General features: G+C 65.0%; 14 protein-coding genes. All 14 read left to right on the top strand.

Annotation, left to right across the window (positions count from 1 at the left end; genetic code table 11):
- Window positions 1-4 precede the first annotated feature (4 nt).
- The 14 genes from uppS to tilS are packed head-to-tail and all read left to right on the top strand — an operon-like array spanning window position 5 to window position 16,877.
- Window positions 5-754 (top strand): polyprenyl diphosphate synthase, encoded by a 750-nt coding sequence (gene uppS, locus U741_RS0116580; RefSeq protein ID WP_052378926.1) that lies wholly within the window; start codon window positions 5-7, stop codon window positions 752-754.
- Entirely contained in the window at window positions 754-1,578 is an 825-nt protein-coding gene (locus U741_RS0116575; protein ID WP_029891564.1) for a phosphatidate cytidylyltransferase, read from the top strand. The genes uppS and U741_RS0116575 overlap by 1 nt, the downstream gene beginning before the upstream one ends.
- Window positions 1,575-2,753 (top strand): 1-deoxy-D-xylulose-5-phosphate reductoisomerase, encoded by a 1,179-nt coding sequence (gene dxr / locus U741_RS0116570; RefSeq protein ID WP_029891563.1) that lies wholly within the window; start codon window positions 1,575-1,577, stop codon window positions 2,751-2,753. Before U741_RS0116575 ends, dxr begins: the two co-directional genes overlap by 4 nt.
- Window positions 2,750-4,093 carry an RIP metalloprotease RseP gene (gene rseP / locus U741_RS0116565; RefSeq protein ID WP_029891562.1) on the top strand — a complete coding sequence of 448 codons (1,344 nt, stop codon included), beginning with the start codon at window positions 2,750-2,752 and terminating at the stop codon, window positions 4,091-4,093. Before dxr ends, rseP begins: the two co-directional genes overlap by 4 nt.
- Before the next feature lie 44 nt (window positions 4,094-4,137).
- A complete protein-coding gene (bamA, locus tag U741_RS0116560; RefSeq protein WP_029891561.1) occupies window positions 4,138-6,432 on the top strand; it encodes an outer membrane protein assembly factor BamA in 2,295 nt (764 codons plus the stop codon).
- 55 nt (window positions 6,433-6,487) lie between these two features.
- Window positions 6,488-7,003: an OmpH/Skp family outer membrane protein gene (locus U741_RS0116555; RefSeq protein WP_029891560.1), complete on the top strand. Its 516-nt coding sequence runs from the start codon at window positions 6,488-6,490 to the stop codon at window positions 7,001-7,003.
- 13 nt (window positions 7,004-7,016) lie between these two features.
- Complete coding sequence (gene lpxD / locus U741_RS0116550; RefSeq protein ID WP_029891559.1) at window positions 7,017-8,069, top strand: UDP-3-O-(3-hydroxymyristoyl)glucosamine N-acyltransferase; 1,053 nt, start codon at window positions 7,017-7,019, stop codon at window positions 8,067-8,069.
- The gene (gene fabZ, locus U741_RS0116545) at window positions 8,066-8,521 is read left to right on the top strand and encodes a 3-hydroxyacyl-ACP dehydratase FabZ (protein WP_029891558.1); all 456 of its coding nucleotides are present in this window, start codon (window positions 8,066-8,068) and stop codon (window positions 8,519-8,521) included. The genes lpxD and fabZ overlap by 4 nt, the downstream gene beginning before the upstream one ends.
- On the top strand, window positions 8,521-9,321 hold the full coding sequence (gene lpxA, locus U741_RS0116540) for an acyl-ACP--UDP-N-acetylglucosamine O-acyltransferase (RefSeq protein ID WP_029891557.1): 801 nt from the start codon (window positions 8,521-8,523) through the stop codon (window positions 9,319-9,321). Before fabZ ends, lpxA begins: the two co-directional genes overlap by 1 nt.
- Window positions 9,321-10,466: a lipid-A-disaccharide synthase gene (gene lpxB / locus U741_RS0116535; RefSeq protein ID WP_029891556.1), complete on the top strand. Its 1,146-nt coding sequence runs from the start codon at window positions 9,321-9,323 to the stop codon at window positions 10,464-10,466. Before lpxA ends, lpxB begins: the two co-directional genes overlap by 1 nt.
- The gene (gene rnhB, locus U741_RS0116530; RefSeq protein ID WP_029891555.1) at window positions 10,463-11,038 is read left to right on the top strand and encodes a ribonuclease HII; all 576 of its coding nucleotides are present in this window, start codon (window positions 10,463-10,465) and stop codon (window positions 11,036-11,038) included. Before lpxB ends, rnhB begins: the two co-directional genes overlap by 4 nt.
- Window positions 11,038-14,631: a DNA polymerase III subunit alpha gene (gene dnaE / locus U741_RS0116525; protein WP_029891554.1), complete on the top strand. Its 3,594-nt coding sequence runs from the start codon at window positions 11,038-11,040 to the stop codon at window positions 14,629-14,631. Before rnhB ends, dnaE begins: the two co-directional genes overlap by 1 nt.
- A gap of 7 nt (window positions 14,632-14,638) precedes the next feature.
- On the top strand, window positions 14,639-15,604 hold the full coding sequence (locus U741_RS0116520) for an acetyl-CoA carboxylase carboxyltransferase subunit alpha (RefSeq protein WP_029891553.1): 966 nt from the start codon (window positions 14,639-14,641) through the stop codon (window positions 15,602-15,604).
- Window positions 15,605-15,626: 22 nt separating this feature from the next.
- Complete coding sequence (gene tilS, locus U741_RS0116515) at window positions 15,627-16,877, top strand: tRNA lysidine(34) synthetase TilS (protein WP_052378924.1); 1,251 nt, start codon at window positions 15,627-15,629, stop codon at window positions 16,875-16,877.
- The last annotated feature ends 129 nt before the right edge of the window (window positions 16,878-17,006 follow it).

Here is a 17,006-nt window from a genome sequence, read left to right as displayed (position 1 = left end):
CGTCATGCCCGATGTACCCACCCCCGCGACGCCGCGCCATGTGGCCATTGTCATGGATGGCAATGGCCGATGGGCGGCTGACCGCGGTCGAGTTCGGACGGTCGGCCACCGGGTCGGCGGCACCACGGTTCGAGCCGCAATCAAGTTCGCCAGACAACGCAATGTGCGGGTGCTGACGCTGTACGCCTTCTCGCAGGAAAACTGGTCGCGACCCGAGGCCGAGATTCAGGTGCTGATGCGTCTGTTCGCCCGCGCGTTTCGCCAGGAAGTGGCTGAGCTGCACCGTGAGCAGGTCCGCCTGCGGTTCATTGGCGCCCGTACGCGCCTGAGCGCGGCATTGCTGCAGACCATGGCCAGCGCCGAGGCGCTGACCGCCGCCAACACCGGCCTGGAGGTGATTATCGCCATCGACTACGGCGGCCAGTGGGACATCTGCCAGGCCGCGCAGCGGTGTGTGACCGACGGGCTGGCGGTGAGCCCCGAGGCAGTGACCGCCCGATTGAGTACCGCCGGCCTGCCGGATGTCGATCTGTTGATTCGCACCGGTGGTGAGCGGCGTCTAAGCAATTTTCTGCTCTGGCAGGCCGCCTATGCCGAGTTGTATTTCACCGACACCCTGTGGCCTGCGTTTGACGATGCCGCTTTCGATGACGCATTACAGTGGTTCGCCACCCGGCAGCGGCGCTTCGGGGCCGTGCCGTTAGGCCATGCGGTCACCCCGCAGTCTGTCCCGGCGCGGGCGGCGCGCAGCTGATGCTTTTGCAGCGTGTCCTCACTGCGGCGGTGCTGTTGCCGCTGCTGCTGGCGGTGATTTTTTGGGCACCGAGCCTGTGGATGGTCGCCGTGTTTGCCGCCGTCGGGGGCCTGGCTGCCCGCGAATGGGCGGCGCTGTCGCGCTGGGGCGCGTCCCGCGCTGTGCAATTGATCTATGCCGGCCTGTGTTTCGCGCTGGTGCTACTGGCGTGGCAAGCCCATCTTTTTGCGGCGTGGTGGCTGCCGACCCTGCTGGGTTTGGCGCTGCTGCACTGGCTGTGGGTGGGCTGGGCGCTCGCCGGGTATCCGCAGCGCGTCAGACCGTGCGTGCAATCGCGCTGGGGTATGGCGCAGGGGCTCTTGCTGGTGGTGCCGACCATTGTCGCCTGTGGCCATTTGCAGGCCCAGCCAGACGGCGCATGGTGGCTACTGTTCGCGTTTTTTCTGGTGTTCGCGGCCGATGTGGGTGCTTATTTCGCCGGGCGCCGCTTTGGTCGCCACAAGCTGGCGCTACAGATATCGCCTGGCAAGACCCGCGAAGGCGCCGTCGGCGGTCTGCTGCTGTGCACCTTCTGGGCGCTGATCGGCGTGGCGCTGTTTGGTTTGGCCGGCTTTCAGGCGCTGGGCTTTGTCGTGCTCTGCGCGGTGATCGGGGTTTTCTCGATTGTCGGCGACCTGTTCGAGAGCGCCTGCAAGCGCATCGCAAACGTCAAGGACAGCGGCAATATCCTGCCGGGCCACGGCGGCATGCTGGACCGAATTGACAGCGTCGTCGCCGCGATGCCCTTGTTCGTGCTGGGCCTGATGGCGCTGGGGCTGGCATGAAGCAACTGGTCGTCCTCGGCGCCACCGGCTCGGTAGGGCGTGCCACCCTCGACGTGGCGGGCCAGCACCCTGATCGGGTTCGCGTCCTGGCGCTGACCGCCCACACCGACGTGACCGCCATGGCGGCGCTGTGCCAGAAGCACCGGCCCCGGTACGCGGTGATGGCCGACGCCGCTGCCGCGCAGGCGCTCACCGATGCCCTGGGGGACCGGTCGGTTGAGGTCTTGTCTGGCATGGACGGCGTCAGCGTGATGGCGGTATTGCCCGAGGCCACCGACGTGATGTCGGCCATCGTTGGGGCCATCGGTCTGCGACCGACCCTGGCGGCGGTCTCTGCCGGCAAGAAGGTGATGATCGCCAACAAGGAGCCGCTGGTCATGGCCGGACCGATGATCATGGCGGCGGCGCGCAGCAGCGGCGCGGTGATCCTGCCCATCGATTCGGAGCACAACGCGCTGTTCCAGTGCCTGCCGCCGGGATATCGCTGCGGCACCCCCCCGCCGGGTGTCGCCCACTTGACGCTGACCGCCTCGGGCGGGCCGTTCCGCGACTGGTCGGCGTCCGCCCTGGCCTCAGTGACCCCGGCACAGGCCATCAAACACCCTAACTGGGTGATGGGCCGCAAGATCTCGGTGGACTCGGCCAGCATGATGAACAAGGGGCTGGAGCTGATCGAGGCCGCTGCCCTGTTTTCAGTCGGTGCCGGGCAATTGCGGGTGTTGGTCCATCCGCAAAGCACCCTTCACTCGATGGTGACCTACGTCGACGGCTCGACGCTGGCGCAACTCGGTAGCCCCGACATGCGCATCCCCATCGCCCATGCGCTGGCATGGCCCGAGCGCTGGGCGGTTGATGTGCCGCCGCTGGATCTGTTGGCGCTGTCGCGGCTCGACTTCGAGGCGCCTGACCGCAAGCGCTTTCCCTGCCTGGCACTGGCCGAGGCCGCGTTGGAGCAGGGCGGCGTTGCGCCATTGGTACTGAACGCAGCGAATGAAATCGCGGTCGAAGCGTTCTTGTCCGGGCGGCTGCCCTTCATGGGGATTCCAGCGGTGATCAGCGAGATGCTTGAAACTGTTGCGCCTGCCGAGGTCGCTGGCTTGGAAGCGGTGATGGCGTTCGACGCGGCAGTACGCGAGCGGGCCACCGTGTGTGTGCGGAACAGGAGTGGTGAATGATGGATGTCATGTGGTCAATTGCAGGGTTTCTGGTCGCCATCGGCGTGCTGGTGGCCTTTCATGAGTTTGGCCACTACTGGGTCGCCCGCCGCTGCGGCGTCAAGGTACTGCGTTTTTCCATCGGCTTCGGCAAGCCCCTGCTGACGCGCCGCGCCGCTGACGGTGTCGAATGGGTGGTCTCGGCGATTCCGCTGGGGGGCTACGTCAAGATGCTGGACAGCCGCGAAGCCGAGGTGGCCGAGCATGAGCGCCACCTGGCCTTTGACCAACAACCGGTTCGCAAGCGCGCGCTGATCGTGGCGGCTGGCCCCGTGTTCAATTTCATTCTCGCGGTATTTTTCTACTGGTTGATTTTTGTGGTGGGGGTTGAGGGCATGCGCCCGGTCATCGCCGCGCCCGCTGCCGACAGCATTGCCGCGCGGGCGCAACTGCAGGCGGGCGACGAGATCCTGCGCCTCGGCGGCAAGGACATCGCCACCTGGGAAGTGCTGCACACCGAACTGATCGACCAGGCCCTGAACGGCGAGTCGGTGATCGCCGACGTGCGCACCGCCGCCGGCGCCACCCGGCAGATCGAACTGGCGCTGCAAAACGCGCGCATCGATCCGGCCCACCTGTTTGACGACCTTGGCCTGCGTCCCTACGACCCACCCATCGCGCCGGTCCTTGAATCGGTGTTGCCGGGAGAAGCCGCCGAGCGCGCCGGTCTGCAGGCCGGTGACCGTCTGCTCAGCGTCGACGGCGAACCGATTGCGTCCTGGCAGGCCTGGGCGAGCTGGGTGCGGGAACGCGCCGGTGCAGTGGTCCAGCTCGAATTTGAGCGGCAGGGCCAGCGCCTGCAGCGCGAAGTGATTATTGGCGAGGTCGATTCGGTGGGGCGCTTCGGCGCCAGCGTGGCCGTGTCTGCCGAGATGTGGCAGGATTTGCGCGCTGAACATCGTCGCGGTCCGGTCGAATCAGTGCAGGCTGCCATGGCACGAACTTGGCAAATGTCGGCGCTGACCCTGAAGATGATGGGCCGTATGGTCACTGGCGACGTGTCGGTCAAGAACGTCAGCGGACCAATCCAGATTGCGCAAGTCGCGGGTTTCTCGGCACAGGTTGGGTTGGTGTCGTTCCTCGGCTTTCTGGCGATCGTCAGCATCAGCTTGGGCGTGTTGAACCTGTTGCCCGTGCCGATGCTCGACGGTGGTCATTTGTTGTTTTATGCGGTTGAGGCAGTGAAGGGGTCGCCGGTTTCCGATCAGACCATGGAGATGGGAGCGCGAGTGGGCCTGCTGATGTTGGCAGGGCTGATGAGTCTCGCGTTTTACAACGATATCGCCCGCTTGTTGTCCTGACGTTCGATCCACTCAATAAAAGCGAAGACCCGTCGATGGGGTTGATGAAAAATATTACGAACCGTGGCGCTGTTGCGCTGATCAGCCTGTTTTTTGCAGGGATGGCCCAAGCCTTTACGCCTTATGTCGTGCGCGATATCCGCGCCGAGGGGCTCGAACGTCTCGATGTCGGCACCTTGCTGACGTATCTGCCGTTGTCAGAGGGCGACGAGATCAACCCGGTTAGCGCCGGGCAGGCGATTCGTGCGCTTTACGCCACCGGCCTGTTCGAAGACGTGCAGCTCGACAAGGACGGCGACGTGCTGGTGATTCGCGTCACCGAGCGACCGGCCATCGTCAGCTTCGAGATCGAGGGCAACAGCAAGGTGGGCGGCGACGAGCTCGATAAATCGTTGACCGAGCTGGGCCTTGCCGAGGGCGAACTGTTCCGCCGCGAACTGCTCGACCAGGTGCAGCAGGAGCTTGAGCGGCAATACTTTTCCAACGGCTATTACGACGTCCAGATCGACACCACGCTCGATTACCAGCCCAACAATCGGGTCGCGATCAAGGTCGATGTCGTCGAGGGCAGTCAGGCGCGTATTCGTGGCATCAACCTGCTCGGCAATGAAGCCTTCAGCCGTGACGAGCTGCTCAACCAGTTCACCCTGAAGGCCACGCATGGCCGGTTGTTCCAGTCCTCTGACCGCTACTCGCGCCAGCAACTGGGCGGCGACCTTGAAACCCTGCAGTCCTACTACCAGGACCGCGGCTTTCTCACGGCCGACATCAGTTCGGTACAGGTGGCGTTGACGCCTGATCGCGACGCGATCTACATCACCGTCAATGTCGAAGAGGGCGAGATCTACACCATCAAGGAAGCGCGCTTCAGCGGCGAAACCATCATCAATACCCGCTTCCTCGAACGTCTGTTGTCGACCGACGCTGGCCAGCGCTTCTCACGTCGCGAGGCCACAGAAAGCGCCGAGCGTATCGAGGTGGCCCTGTCTGACATCGGCTACGCCTTTGCCGAGGTCAACCCGATTCCCGAAGTCGACGAAGAGAACCTGGAAGTCACCCTGAATTACATGGTTGAGCCCGGCAATCGCGCCTATGTGCGGCGCATCGAGTTCAGCGGCAACCTGTCGACCAACGACCGCACGCTGCGCCGCGAAATGCGCCAGCTTGAAGCGGCCCCATTTTCGAAGAGTGCCATCGAGCGCTCGCGCATCCGCCTGTCTCGCCTGCCGTTCCTGCAGTCGGTCGAAGTCGAGACCGTGCCGGTGCCCGGTAGCGAAGACCTGGTCGACATCGTTTTCAGTATGGAAGAACGCCCGCCCGGCTCGGTGCAGTTTGGCGTCGGTTTCTCCGGCTCTCAGGGCTTTTTGGTCACCGGCCAGGTCACTCACACCAACTTCCTCGGCACCGGCAACCGGATCGAAGTCGGCGTAGAGCAGAATGTGATCTCGAAGAGCGTCAGCGGCTCATGGACCGACCCGTATTTCACCCAGGACGGCATCAGTCAGACCATCTCGGCGTTTTACCGCGAGTCCGAGTCGGTCATTCGCTTCAGCTCGGGCTTCAACACCAATGTCATTGGGGCCGCCCTGACGTACGGCATTCCGCTTTCCGAGTACTCGGCGCTGCGCCTCGGTGCCGGCGTTGACCAGACCGCAATCGAGACCTTCCCGACCGCGTCCTCTGACGAGATCCTCCAGTTCGCCATCGAAAACGGCACGCAGTTTACCAACGTCGACTTGCGTACCGGCCTGACCTTCGACAGCCGTAACCGGACCTTCTTCGCCAACCGCGGTGCGTTGCACCAGTTGAATCTGGATGTGGTGATCCCCGGCAGCGATGTCGAGACCTACACCTTGAGCTATCGCGCGCAGCAGTACGTGCCGATTTTCCGCGGCGTGTTTCTCGAAATCAATGGCAGCGCGGCGGTCATCGACCGCTATACCGGCGACGGCCAGGTCCCGCCTTACAGCAACTTCTTTGCCGGCGGGCCGCGCACGGTGCGAGGCTTCCAGGACGGCTCTTTGGGGCCACGCGACACGCCGTTCAACAACCCGTTTGGCGGCACCATGCGCACCACCGTGCAGAACGAGCTCGTGATTCCGCTGCCGTTCGAGGCCGACGGCAAATCGACACGTTTTTCATTGTTCTACGATATTGGCAGCGTGTTTGCCGAGCCGGGTGACTTCGAGGCCGGTGAACTTCGCCAGTCGGCTGGCGTCGCTTTCCAGTGGTTTACCCCGTTCCTGGGTCTGCTGGACCTGTCGTACGCCTTCCCGTTGAACGACGAGGTGGGTGACGAGGTGGACCGTTTCCAAATCTCCTTCGGTTCAGGGTTCTGAGGTCAGAGTGGCCGCTTGCAACCCTTCATTACTTTTCATTAACGAGTACACGACCATGTTTCAGAAGACATTTACCGTTGCCATCCTGTTTGCCGCACTGGCGGCGGCTGCCCCTCTGAGTGTTCACGCGCAGGGCGATCTGAAGATTGGCGCCATCCGCACCGCCGACATCGTGCTGGAGTCGCCGCAGTTCAAAGCCGGCGCCGAGCGGATGAAGGCCGAATTCGAGCGCCGTCAGGCCGACTTGCAGGCCGGCGCCAAAAAATTCCAGGAAGACGCCGAAAAGTTCCAGCGCGAGGCCGACTTCATGGCCAATGACGCCCGTGCGACCCGTGAGAAGGACCTGAATTCACGACGGATCGATCTGGGTCTCCAGCAGCGCCAGCTTCAGGAAGACATGCAGAACCGTGACCGCGAACTGACCGAAGACATGCGCGAGCGCATCAACGCGGTCATCACCGAGGTTGCCGGCGAGCTCGGTTATGACCTGGTCGTGCAGGATCCCGCGTTTGCCAGCGAAGCCATGGACATCACCGACGAAGTGCTGCAACGCCTCAAAGCCAAGCCCTGAGGCTCGGCGAGCGATGGCGGTCTGGACAGCCGCGCAGCTTGCGCACCGATTCGAGCTGACGCTGCGCGGCGACGGTCAGACCGAAGTGACCGGGGTGTGCACACTCACCCCCGGTCACCCCGGACGCCTCAGCTTTCTCGCCAATCCCAAATACCGCAGTGCGCTGGCCGACACGGCGGCGTCGGTGGTGGTGGTCGGTGTGCGTGACGCCGAGACCGTGCGCGGTACGGCATTGGTGGCACGCGATCCGTATCTGGCGTTTGCCCGCATCTCCGCGCTGTTCGACGTGCAACCCGCGTGCGTGCCCGGCATCCATCCGACCGCCGTGGTCGATGCCACGGCCAGGGTCGATCCCGATGCCGAGATTGGCCCGTTGGTGGTGATCGATGCCGGTGCGACGATCGGCGCAGGCGCGCGCATCGCCGCGCACAGTCATGTGGGGCTCAACGTCGTCATCGGTGAGGGCACGCGGCTCGAAGGACGGAACTGGATCGGCCCGAACTGTATCGTCGGGGCGCGGTGCCGACTGAATGCCGGCTGCGTCATCGGTGCACGCGGTTTCGGGCTGGCGCCGACGCCGGATGGCTGGGAAGAAGTGCCGCAGCTCGGGCGCGTGGTCATCGGCGACGATGTCGAGATCGGCGCCAATGCTTGCGTTGACCGCGGGGCGATCGACGACACGGTGATCGAGTCGGGTGCCAAGCTCGATGACCTGGTGATGGTGGCGCACAACTGCCGTATCGGTGCACGAACCGCCATCGCCGCGCAGACCGGCATGGCGGGGTCCACCAATATCGGTGCGCGTTGCCTGATCGGCGGGGCAGTCGGTATTTCCGGACACCTCACCATCGGCGATGATGTGGTGCTGCTGGGACGCAGCATGGTCACGCATTCATTGCCCGAAAAGGGCACCTACGGCTCGGGATGGCCGGTGGTCCCCGCGCGTGAATGGCGCAAGCAGGTCGCACGCATGCGCCGGCTTGACCGCACGGAAGCAAAAATCAAAAGGCTGGAGGCCAGACTCGGTCTCGAATCCGCACCGGAACAAGAAGGGGAACCCACATGATCGAAGCGCGCAACATCATCAAAATGCTTCCGCATCGCTATCCATTTTTGCTGGTGGACCGCGTGCTCAGCCACACCGACGACGCATTGGTGGCGATCAAGAATGTCACCGTCAACGAGCCGTTCTTCCCGGGACATTTTCCTGGCGAACCGACCATGCCCGGCGTGCTCATGCTCGAAGGCATGGCCCAGGCCTGCGGTCTGCTGGCGGTGATCCGCAGCGGTGTCACCGCCGACTCGGGACTGATTCTGTATTTTGCCGGCATCGACAACGCGCGCTTCAAGCGCCCGGTCGTCCCCGGTGACCAGTTGCGTTTCGAGGTCAAATTGGTCAAGCAGAAGCGGGACCTCTGGAAATTCACCGCCGAGGCCCGTGTCGGCAGTGACCTGGCGTGCTGCGCCGACCTGATGTGCGTGTTGCGGCACCCGGACAAGATGCAGGACGGCACCTGATGGCGAAGATTCACCCGACGGCCATCGTCGACGGCAGCGCCGAGATTGATGCCTCGGTCGAGGTCCGCGCCTATGCCGTGATCGGCCCCCAGGTCGTCATCGGTGCCGACAGCATCATTCACAGTCATGCGGTGCTCGATGGTCCGATGACCTTGGGCGCGCGCAATGAGGTGTTTTCATTTGCCTCCATCGGCGCCTTGTCGCAGGACATTTCGGCCAAGCGCAGCGATCCCACCTCGACGGTGATCGGTGACGACAACGTGATTCGCGAATACGTGTCGATTCAGCGCGGCACGATGAAGGAGTGGGACACCAAGCAGGGCCAAACCCGCATTGGCTCGCGCAACCTGATCATGAATTACTGTCATGTCGCGCACGACTGCGTGCTGGGCAACGACATCATCATGGCGAACAATGCCAGTCTTGCCGGTCACGTCGAAATTGGCGACTTTGTCGGGCTGGGGGGGTACACCTTGGTCTATCAATTCTGTCGCATCGGTGCGTATGCCTTCACCGCGTTTTCGGCCGGCGTGGATGGCGATATCCCGCCGTTCATGCTCGCGCACGGCAACCCGGCGAAGGTGCGCACCGTCAACAAGACCGGCCTGAAGCGGCGCGGCTTTTCGGCTGAGCAGATCGAACGGGTTGAAGATGTCTTCAAGCGCATCTACCGCTCCGGCGCGCCGATGGCCGAGGTGCGTGCGCAAATTGCCGCCTTGGCGGTCGAGCAGAATGGCGATGACGTCCTCAGCCGTATGGCGCAATTCCTGGACGGCGGGAAGCGACCGCTGGCGCGCTGATGCGGCTGGTCTTTGTTGCAGGCGAACTTTCCGGCGATCAACTCGGCGGCGCCATCATCGAAGCGCTGCAGCGTGAGAACCCGCAGATCGATTGCGTTGGCCTGACCGGGCCGCGCATGGACGCGGCTGGTTGCCGCAGCCTCGGCAGTATCGAGCAACTGTCATTGATGGGGCTGGCCGAGATTCTGCCGGCCCTGCCGCGGCTGTTTCGGCTGCGCGCCGAGCTGATTGAACAAATCGTCGCCGAACGACCCGATGCGGTCGTCAGCATCGATGCCCCCGACTTCAACCTGGGCCTGCAGCAGCGCCTGCGCGACCGCGGTCTGCGCACCGTTCACGTGGTCAGCCCCACCATTTGGGCATGGCGCGCGGGTCGGATCAAAACCATTCGCAAGGCGGTGGAGCAGATGCTCTGCCTGTTTCCCTTCGAGCCCGCGTATTACGCGGGCAGCGGCGTGCGGGCCGACTTCATTGGCCACCCTTTGGCCGATGAAATTGTCGCCGTGCCAGACACCGCCACTGCGCGCGCGAGTCTGGGCCTTGCCGACCGCTACACCCTGGCCGTGCTGCCCGGCTCGCGAAGCGGCGAAGTGCGGCATCTGGCGCCGGTGTTCGCGCAGACGGTGGCCCGGCTGACCGAGACGCTGCCCGGCTTACAGGTCGTCACGCCGGTGGCCAAACCCGCGTTGCGCGAGGTTCTGGACGCGCAGATCCGCCAATGGGCCCCGGCGGCCGACTGGCATCGGGTCGACGGGCAGGCGCACATGGCCATGGCCGCCGCCGACGCCGTGCTGTTGGCGTCCGGCACCGCGACGCTGGAAACCCTGCTGGTGGGGCGTCCGATGGTGGTCGGCTACCGCACGGCACCGCTGACGGCGTGGCTGATGCTCAAGGCCGGCCTGTTGAAGGCCCGCCACGTCAGCCTGCCCAACCTGCTGAGCCGCGCGCCCACCGTGCCCGAGCGCCTGCAGGCGGCGTGTCACCCGCAACGGCTGAGTGCCGACCTGCTGCCGCTGCTCACCGACCCGGCCGCCCGGCAAGTCCAGCTCGACGCCTTCGCCGACGTGCGCAGCCAGCTCGCCATCAATGCAGCGACGCAGGCCGCGCGGGCAATTCTTGGCGGGCTGGCCGCCGCCAAAACATGACGTCGGTGCTGCGGGTGGCGGGGGTCGATGAAGCCGGGCGGGGCTGCCTGGCCGGACCCGTGGTGGCGGCGGTCGTGGTGCTGGCGCAGCCCATCGAGGGCCTGCGCGACTCCAAGCGCCTGAGCGTTGGCGCGCGCGCCCGCATGGCGGACCTGATCAAAGCCGAGGCGTTGGCTTGGGCCATCGGCGACGCCAGCGTGGCCGAGATCGACACACTCAACATTTTGCAGGCCAGCCTCTTGGCGATGCGCCGCGCGGTCGCCGCCTTGCCGTGGGTGCCCGACGCGGTCGAAGTCGACGGCAATCAGGACCCCAAGGGTGGCTGGCCCACCACCTGTTGGGTGGGCGGCGACGACTTGCGGCCGGCGATCATGGCCGCCAGTATCCTCGCCAAGACCACCCGGGATGCGTGGATGCTCACGCTGGATGCAGACCGTCCACAATACGGTTTTGCCCTGCACAAGGGCTATGGCACGGCGCGCCATCTGGCGGCGCTGGCGGACCATGGTCCCAGCGATCAGCACCGCATGAGCTTTGCCCCGTGCCAGCGTGCGCGGGCGATGTGGGCCTGATGACCAGCTTCGTCCACCTGCGGCTGCACACCGAGTACGCGCTGACCGACGGCACGGTTCGTGTGGAGCCACCCAAGCGCAAGGGCGGTGGACAGGGCGACACCCTGCTGACCAAGGCTGCGGCATTGGGCTTCGTGGCGGTCGCGGTCACCGATCCGAGCAATGTCTATGCCACCGTCAAGTTCTACAAGGGCGCCGAAGCGGTCGGCATCAAACCGGTGGTGGGCTGCGATCTGTGGCTTGCGCCGGAAGTGGCCAACGATGCGCCCGAGCGGCTGACCGTGCTGGTCCAGGACGATGCCGGGTTTACCAACCTGTCGGCGCTGCTCTCGGCCGCCCACATCGAGGGCCAGACGCGCGGCCGTGCCTGCGTCAGCCGTGCTCGGTTGGCGCAGCATCACGCCGGATTGATTGCACTCACCGGCCGTGATGGCGGGGTGTTTCGCGCCGCCGCCGCCGACCAGGTGGGCCCGGCGTTGGCGGCCCTCGATGAACTGCAGGCACTGTTTGGCGACCGGCTGTACCTCGACATCTGCCGCTGTGACCGGCCGGGCGATGAAGACTGGGTGCAGCAGGCGGTGGCGCTGTCGCGGCTGCGCAGCGTGCCGGTGGTGGCGACCAATGACGTTCGCTTTCTCACCCGAGACGATTTTGCATCACACGAGGCGCGCGTCTGCATCGCCGAGGGTCGCGTGCTCGCCGACCCGAAACGGCCGCGCCCCTTTACCGCCGAGCAGTACCTCAAGTCACCCGAGGAAATGGCCGAGCGTTTCGCCGACCTGCCGGAAGCGCTTGCCAACAGCGTGCACATCGCCCGGCGCTGCAACCTGACGTTGACGTTTGGCACCTACCACCTGCCCAATTTTCCGGTGCCGGACGGTCGGGCGCCCGACGCCTACCTGCGCAGCCAGGCCGAAGAAGGGCTGGCCGAACGTTTTCCCAATGGCTTGCCCGAAGGTCGCGAGGACGAGTACCGCCAACGGCTCGACTACGAGCTGGGCATCATCGAGAAAATGGGGTTTGCCGGCTACTTTCTGGTGGTGGCCGACTTCATCCAGTGGGCCAAGGACAACGGTTGCCCGGTGGGCCCAGGGCGCGGCTCGGGTGCCGGTTCGCTGGTCGCCTACGCGATTCGCATCACCGACCTTGATCCGTTGCCGTTCAACCTGCTGTTCGAGCGCTTCTTGAACCCCGAGCGTGTGTCGATGCCTGACTTCGACATCGACTTCTGCATGGACAACCGCGACCGGGTCATCCAGTACGTGGCCGAGCGCTACGGTCGTGACCGGGTCGGGCAGATCATCACTTACGCCACCATGGCCGCGCGTGGCGTGGTGCGTGACGTATGCCGCGTGCTGGGCCACGGCTATGGGTTTGGCGACCGACTGGCCAAGCTCATTCCCGGCACGCCGGGCGCGACGCTGGCGGACGCGCTCGACGAGGTGCCGGAGCTCAAGCAGGCTTACGCTCAGGACGACGAAACTCGGCAGGTGCTCGACCTCGCCCTGTCACTTGAGGGCGTGACCCGCGGTGTTGGCGTGCACGCCGGTGGTGTGGTGATTGCGCCCGAGCCGCTGACCCGCTACTGCCCGCTGTACTGCGAAGCCGGTGGCGGCGGCCTGCGCACCCAGTTCGACATGAAAGACCTGGAAACCATCGGGCTGGTCAAGTTCGACTTTCTGGGGCTGAAAACCCTCACCGTCATTGAAGAGGCCGTGCAAACCATTGCCCGCAACGGTCCGCAGCTCGACATGCTGCAGATTCCCATCGATGACGCCGAAACGTACACGCTCTACGCCAGTGGCGAGACTTCAGCGGTGTTTCAGATGGAATCGCCGGGCATGCAAAAGGCCGCGCGCGACCTCAAGCCGGACTGCTTCGAAGACATCGTCGCGCTGGTGTCGCTGTACCGGCCCGGACCCATGGACCTGATTCCCGAGTACTGCGCGCGCAAGCGCGGCGACTCGCCGGTGGAATATCTGCACCCCGAGATGGAGCCGGTACTCAATCCCACCTACGGCATCTTCGTTTACCAGGAACAGGTCATGCAGATGTCACAACGCATGGCCGGCTACACCCTGGGCGGCGCCGACCTGCTGCGGCGTGCCATGGGCAAGAAGAAGGCTGACGAAATGGCCACCCAGCGTGCGATCTTCGAGCAGGGTTCGGCGCAGCGCGGCATCCCGCCTGAAATCGCCACCGGCGTCTTCGATCTGATGGAAAAATTTGCCAACTACGGCTTCAACAAGTCGCACGCGGCGGCTTACGCGCTGGTCAGTTACCAGACCGCGTGGCTCAAGCAGCACTACCCGGCCGAGTTCATGGCGGCGGTGTTGTCCTGCGAAATGGCGCACACCGAAACCATCGTGCTGATGCGCGAAGAAGGGCTGCGCATGAAACTCGACATGCTGCCGCCCGACATCAACCGCAGCGAGATCCGCTTTTCGGTGCCCGGCCCGCGGCAGGTGCGCTACGGCCTCGGGGCCATTCGCGGCGTTGGTGAAGGGGCACTGGAGGCAATGCTTGCCGCGCGTGCCGAAGGCGGACCGTTCACCAACCTCTTCGACTTTTGTCGCCGTATCGATCTCAAGCGCGCCAACAAGCGGGTGCTCGAAGCACTGATTGGTAGCGGCAGTCTTGATGGCCTGGGCCTGAACCGCGCTTCGTTGCTGGCCACCTTGCCGGCGGCCATCGGCATGGCCGAGCAGGCCGCCGATGCCGCCGACAGCGGCCAGGTCGACCTGTTTGGCGGTGGTGATGCCGCCCACGTGCCGGTGGTCGCCGCCACCGAAGTCGACGACTTCAACGAGCGCCAGCGGCTTGAAAAAGAACGCGAAACCCTCGGCTTCTATCTGTCCGGTCACCCGATCGACGCGTATCGCAATCTGGTCGACAAGGTGTGCTCGGGCCGCCTGCGTGAGTTGCTTGACGCCCAGGGCGCGCCGCCAACGCCTGGCCCCGACGGCAAGACGGCATGGCAACCGCGGACCCGCGTCATGTTTGCCGCGTGGGTCACCGACCTGCGCTTCTTCAAGGGCGATGTCAGTGCCGATGGGCGGGGTGGGCGCGCCAGTTACAAGGTCACGCTCGATGATCAGGGCGCGCAGATCAGCGTCTGGGTCGATGCCGAACGTTGGCCGGCCTACCAGCACCGCGTCAAAGTCGACAAACTGGTTTTTACGGTTGCCGAGATTGGCCACTCACCGGCGCGGGAGGGTCGTGAGTCCGAGCCGCGGCTGTACAACCCCGAGTTCTTCACCCTTGACCAGATCTATGCCGATCATGCCCAGCGCCTGACCTTGCGCTGGCGCCGCGCCGCTGGCGAGGTGGTGGCGCTGCGGCGGGTGCTGAGCGACGCGCGCGATCCGGCCGGCGTGCCGCTGAGTGTCGAGGTCGACCTGCCGGTGGGGACGGCCACACTCGATCTGCCGCGCGAGTGGCATCTGCGCCTCACCGATGCGCTGATGCAGTCGCTGGTGTCGTGGCTGGGCGAAGACGCGGTCGAGATCAGTTACCGCGCCTATGTGGCGCCCGTGGTCGAGGGACGGCGGCAGCGCAATGCCAGCTTCGTCGCAGCCGATGATGAGGAATAATAGCCCAATGAAACCAACCTACCTCGACTTCGAACAGCCCATCGCCGAATTGGATCAGCGGATCGAGGATCTGCGCTTTTCGACCGCCGGTCGCGGCGTTGACCTCAACGAAGAGATCACCCGGCTGGAAGCCAAGAGCCGCGAACTGACGGTGCAGATCTTCGGTAACTTGACGCCTTGGCAGGTCGCTCAGGTCGCACGGCATCCGCAGCGTCCTTACTCGCTGGACTACCTGCAGCATCTGTTCACCGACTGGGAAGAACTACACGGCGACCGGCATTTTCGCGACGACCCCAGCATGATTTGCGGTGTCGCCCGCTTCGAGGGCCGCGCCTGTGTGGTGCTCGGTCAACAGAAGGGTCGCGATGCCAAGGAGCGTGTGTATCGCAATTTCGGCATGCCCAAGCCCGAGGGTTACCGCAAGGCGCTGCGCCTGATGCAGCTGGCCGAGCGTTTTCACTTGCCCATTTTCACGTTCATCGACACCCCGGGCGCTTACCCTGGCATCGGTGCCGAAGAGCGCAACCAGTCCGAGGCCATTGCCCGCAACCTGTTCGAGATGGCGCGTCTGCGCACGCCCATCATCGCTACCGTTATTGGCGAGGGCGGCTCCGGCGGTGCGCTGGCCATCGGCGTGGCCGATCACGTGATCATGCTCAGCAACAGTATCTACTCGGTGATCTCGCCCGAAGGCTGTGCGTCGATCCTGTTCAAGAGCGCGGCCCGCGCGCCCGAGGCCGCCGAGGCGATGAAGATCACCGCCCAAGATCTGCTGGGGCACAAACTCATTGACGAAATCGTGCCCGAGCCCCTGGGGGGCGCGCACCGCGACGTGCCGGCCACCATGGACGCGCTGCGCACGCGGATCAGCGCGGCCTTCGAAAGCCTGCGCGCCACGCCGATGACCCAGCTCGCCGAGCGGCGCCACCAGCGATTGATGAGCTTCGGCGCCTTCGAGCTGGTCCCGGCCTGACCGAGCCCCGTGCGGCCGGCCGGTGATCGACGTGCTGACCCAGGCGCTGCACGATCCGCCCGCCGAAAAGCTCATCCTGGCGCTGTCGGGCGGCCGCGACTCGGTGAGTTTGTTGCACGCCTTGCAGGTCCGGTATCCGGGTCGGATCAGCGCGGTGCACATCCACCATGGCCTGCAGGCGGCCGCCGACGATTTTGCCGCCCATTGCGCGCAACTTTGCGCCGCGTGGCAGGTGCCCTTGCAGTTGCAGCGGGTGCGCGTGCATCCCAGTGGGGCTGGCATGGAAGCCGATGCGCGCGGCGCACGCTATGCGGCGCTGGCCCAGGCGGTTCCCGAGGATACGGTGCTCGTCACGGCCCATCACGCCGGCGATCAGGCCGAAACCGTTTTGATGCGGGTGCTGCGTGGTACCGGACCCAACGGCCTGGCGGGCATGCGCCGCCACGGCAAAACGGTGTCGGGCACGCCGCTATGGCGGCCGTGGCTGTCCATCACCCCGCAGCAGATTGCCGACTATGCGACGGCTCACGCGTTGCGCTGGATTGACGATCCGCACAATGCAGATCCGACCTTCACGCGAGTCTGGCTGCGGCAACGATTGATGCCTGAAATCGAAAATCGCTATCCGGCCGCCCAAGCCGCACTGGGGCGATTGGCCGAGTTGATGGCCGAGCGCAAACCCCCGACCGTGACCCTGGTCGAACGTCAGACCGAATGGGGGCCGTGCTGGCCGTTGGACGCCGCCGCCCACCTTGTCGAGACCGACCGACATGATGCGCTGCGCAACTGGCTGCGCGAGCGTATCGGACAGGTGCCCTCGGCGGCGATGCTGACGCAGGTTGAACGTGAAGTGATGCATGCCGGGGAGGGGCGACACCCGGCTGTGCGTATTCACGGGGTCACCTTGCGGCGCCACCGGCAGGGCCTCTATGCCACTGATGAGCTGCTGCCCTTGGCAGAAGGTGTTTGGACTGCAACGACATCTATCGAGTTGTCCGGCTGGGGCCGGCTGACGGCCGATGTTGCGCCGCAGTCGCCGCTTATCGTGCGGGCGAGTGGCCTGGGCGAGCGCATCAAGCCGCGCGGCAGTGCACACCATCAACGCATCACCACCCTGTTGCAGGCGCGGGGGGTGCCGTCCTGGCTGCGTGCACGCGTCCCGGTATTGGTGCGCGGCGACGAGGTGGTGGCCTTGGCCGATTGGGTGGTCAGCAGTGACGCGCCGCCGGGTCTGCAATGGCAGCCTGCGCCGGGCTGGGCCGGTTCGCGCTAGGGAACCTCGGCGTAACGACTTCGCGCGTCATTTCGCATGCCGGCGGAACGCGAAACGCGTATCGCTCGCTACGATTTTCACAGGTTCCCCAGTCCAAAAAAACGCGGTGTCCGCCGTCGTCGAGGCGGG

The organism is Polycyclovorans algicola TG408 (genome assembly GCF_000711245.1).
GTDB lineage: Bacteria > Pseudomonadota > Gammaproteobacteria > Nevskiales > Nevskiaceae > Polycyclovorans > Polycyclovorans algicola.
The sequence above is the reverse complement of the archived record's forward strand: the minus strand, read 5'-3'. Positions and strand labels throughout refer to the sequence as shown.

Coding starts and splice junctions, on each gene's coding strand:
- uppS (WP_052378926.1), top strand. CDS start 5: ATGCCCGATGTACCCACCCCCGCGACGCCGCGCCATGTGGCCATTGTC.
- U741_RS0116575 (WP_029891564.1), top strand. CDS start 754: ATGCTTTTGCAGCGTGTCCTCACTGCGGCGGTGCTGTTGCCGCTGCTG.
- dxr (WP_029891563.1), top strand. CDS start 1,575: ATGAAGCAACTGGTCGTCCTCGGCGCCACCGGCTCGGTAGGGCGTGCC.
- rseP (WP_029891562.1), top strand. CDS start 2,750: ATGATGGATGTCATGTGGTCAATTGCAGGGTTTCTGGTCGCCATCGGC.
- bamA (WP_029891561.1), top strand. CDS start 4,138: ATGAAAAATATTACGAACCGTGGCGCTGTTGCGCTGATCAGCCTGTTT.
- U741_RS0116555 (WP_029891560.1), top strand. CDS start 6,488: ATGTTTCAGAAGACATTTACCGTTGCCATCCTGTTTGCCGCACTGGCG.
- lpxD (WP_029891559.1), top strand. CDS start 7,017: ATGGCGGTCTGGACAGCCGCGCAGCTTGCGCACCGATTCGAGCTGACG.
- fabZ (WP_029891558.1), top strand. CDS start 8,066: ATGATCGAAGCGCGCAACATCATCAAAATGCTTCCGCATCGCTATCCA.
- lpxA (WP_029891557.1), top strand. CDS start 8,521: ATGGCGAAGATTCACCCGACGGCCATCGTCGACGGCAGCGCCGAGATT.
- lpxB (WP_029891556.1), top strand. CDS start 9,321: ATGCGGCTGGTCTTTGTTGCAGGCGAACTTTCCGGCGATCAACTCGGC.
- rnhB (WP_029891555.1), top strand. CDS start 10,463: ATGACGTCGGTGCTGCGGGTGGCGGGGGTCGATGAAGCCGGGCGGGGC.
- dnaE (WP_029891554.1), top strand. CDS start 11,038: ATGACCAGCTTCGTCCACCTGCGGCTGCACACCGAGTACGCGCTGACC.
- U741_RS0116520 (WP_029891553.1), top strand. CDS start 14,639: ATGAAACCAACCTACCTCGACTTCGAACAGCCCATCGCCGAATTGGAT.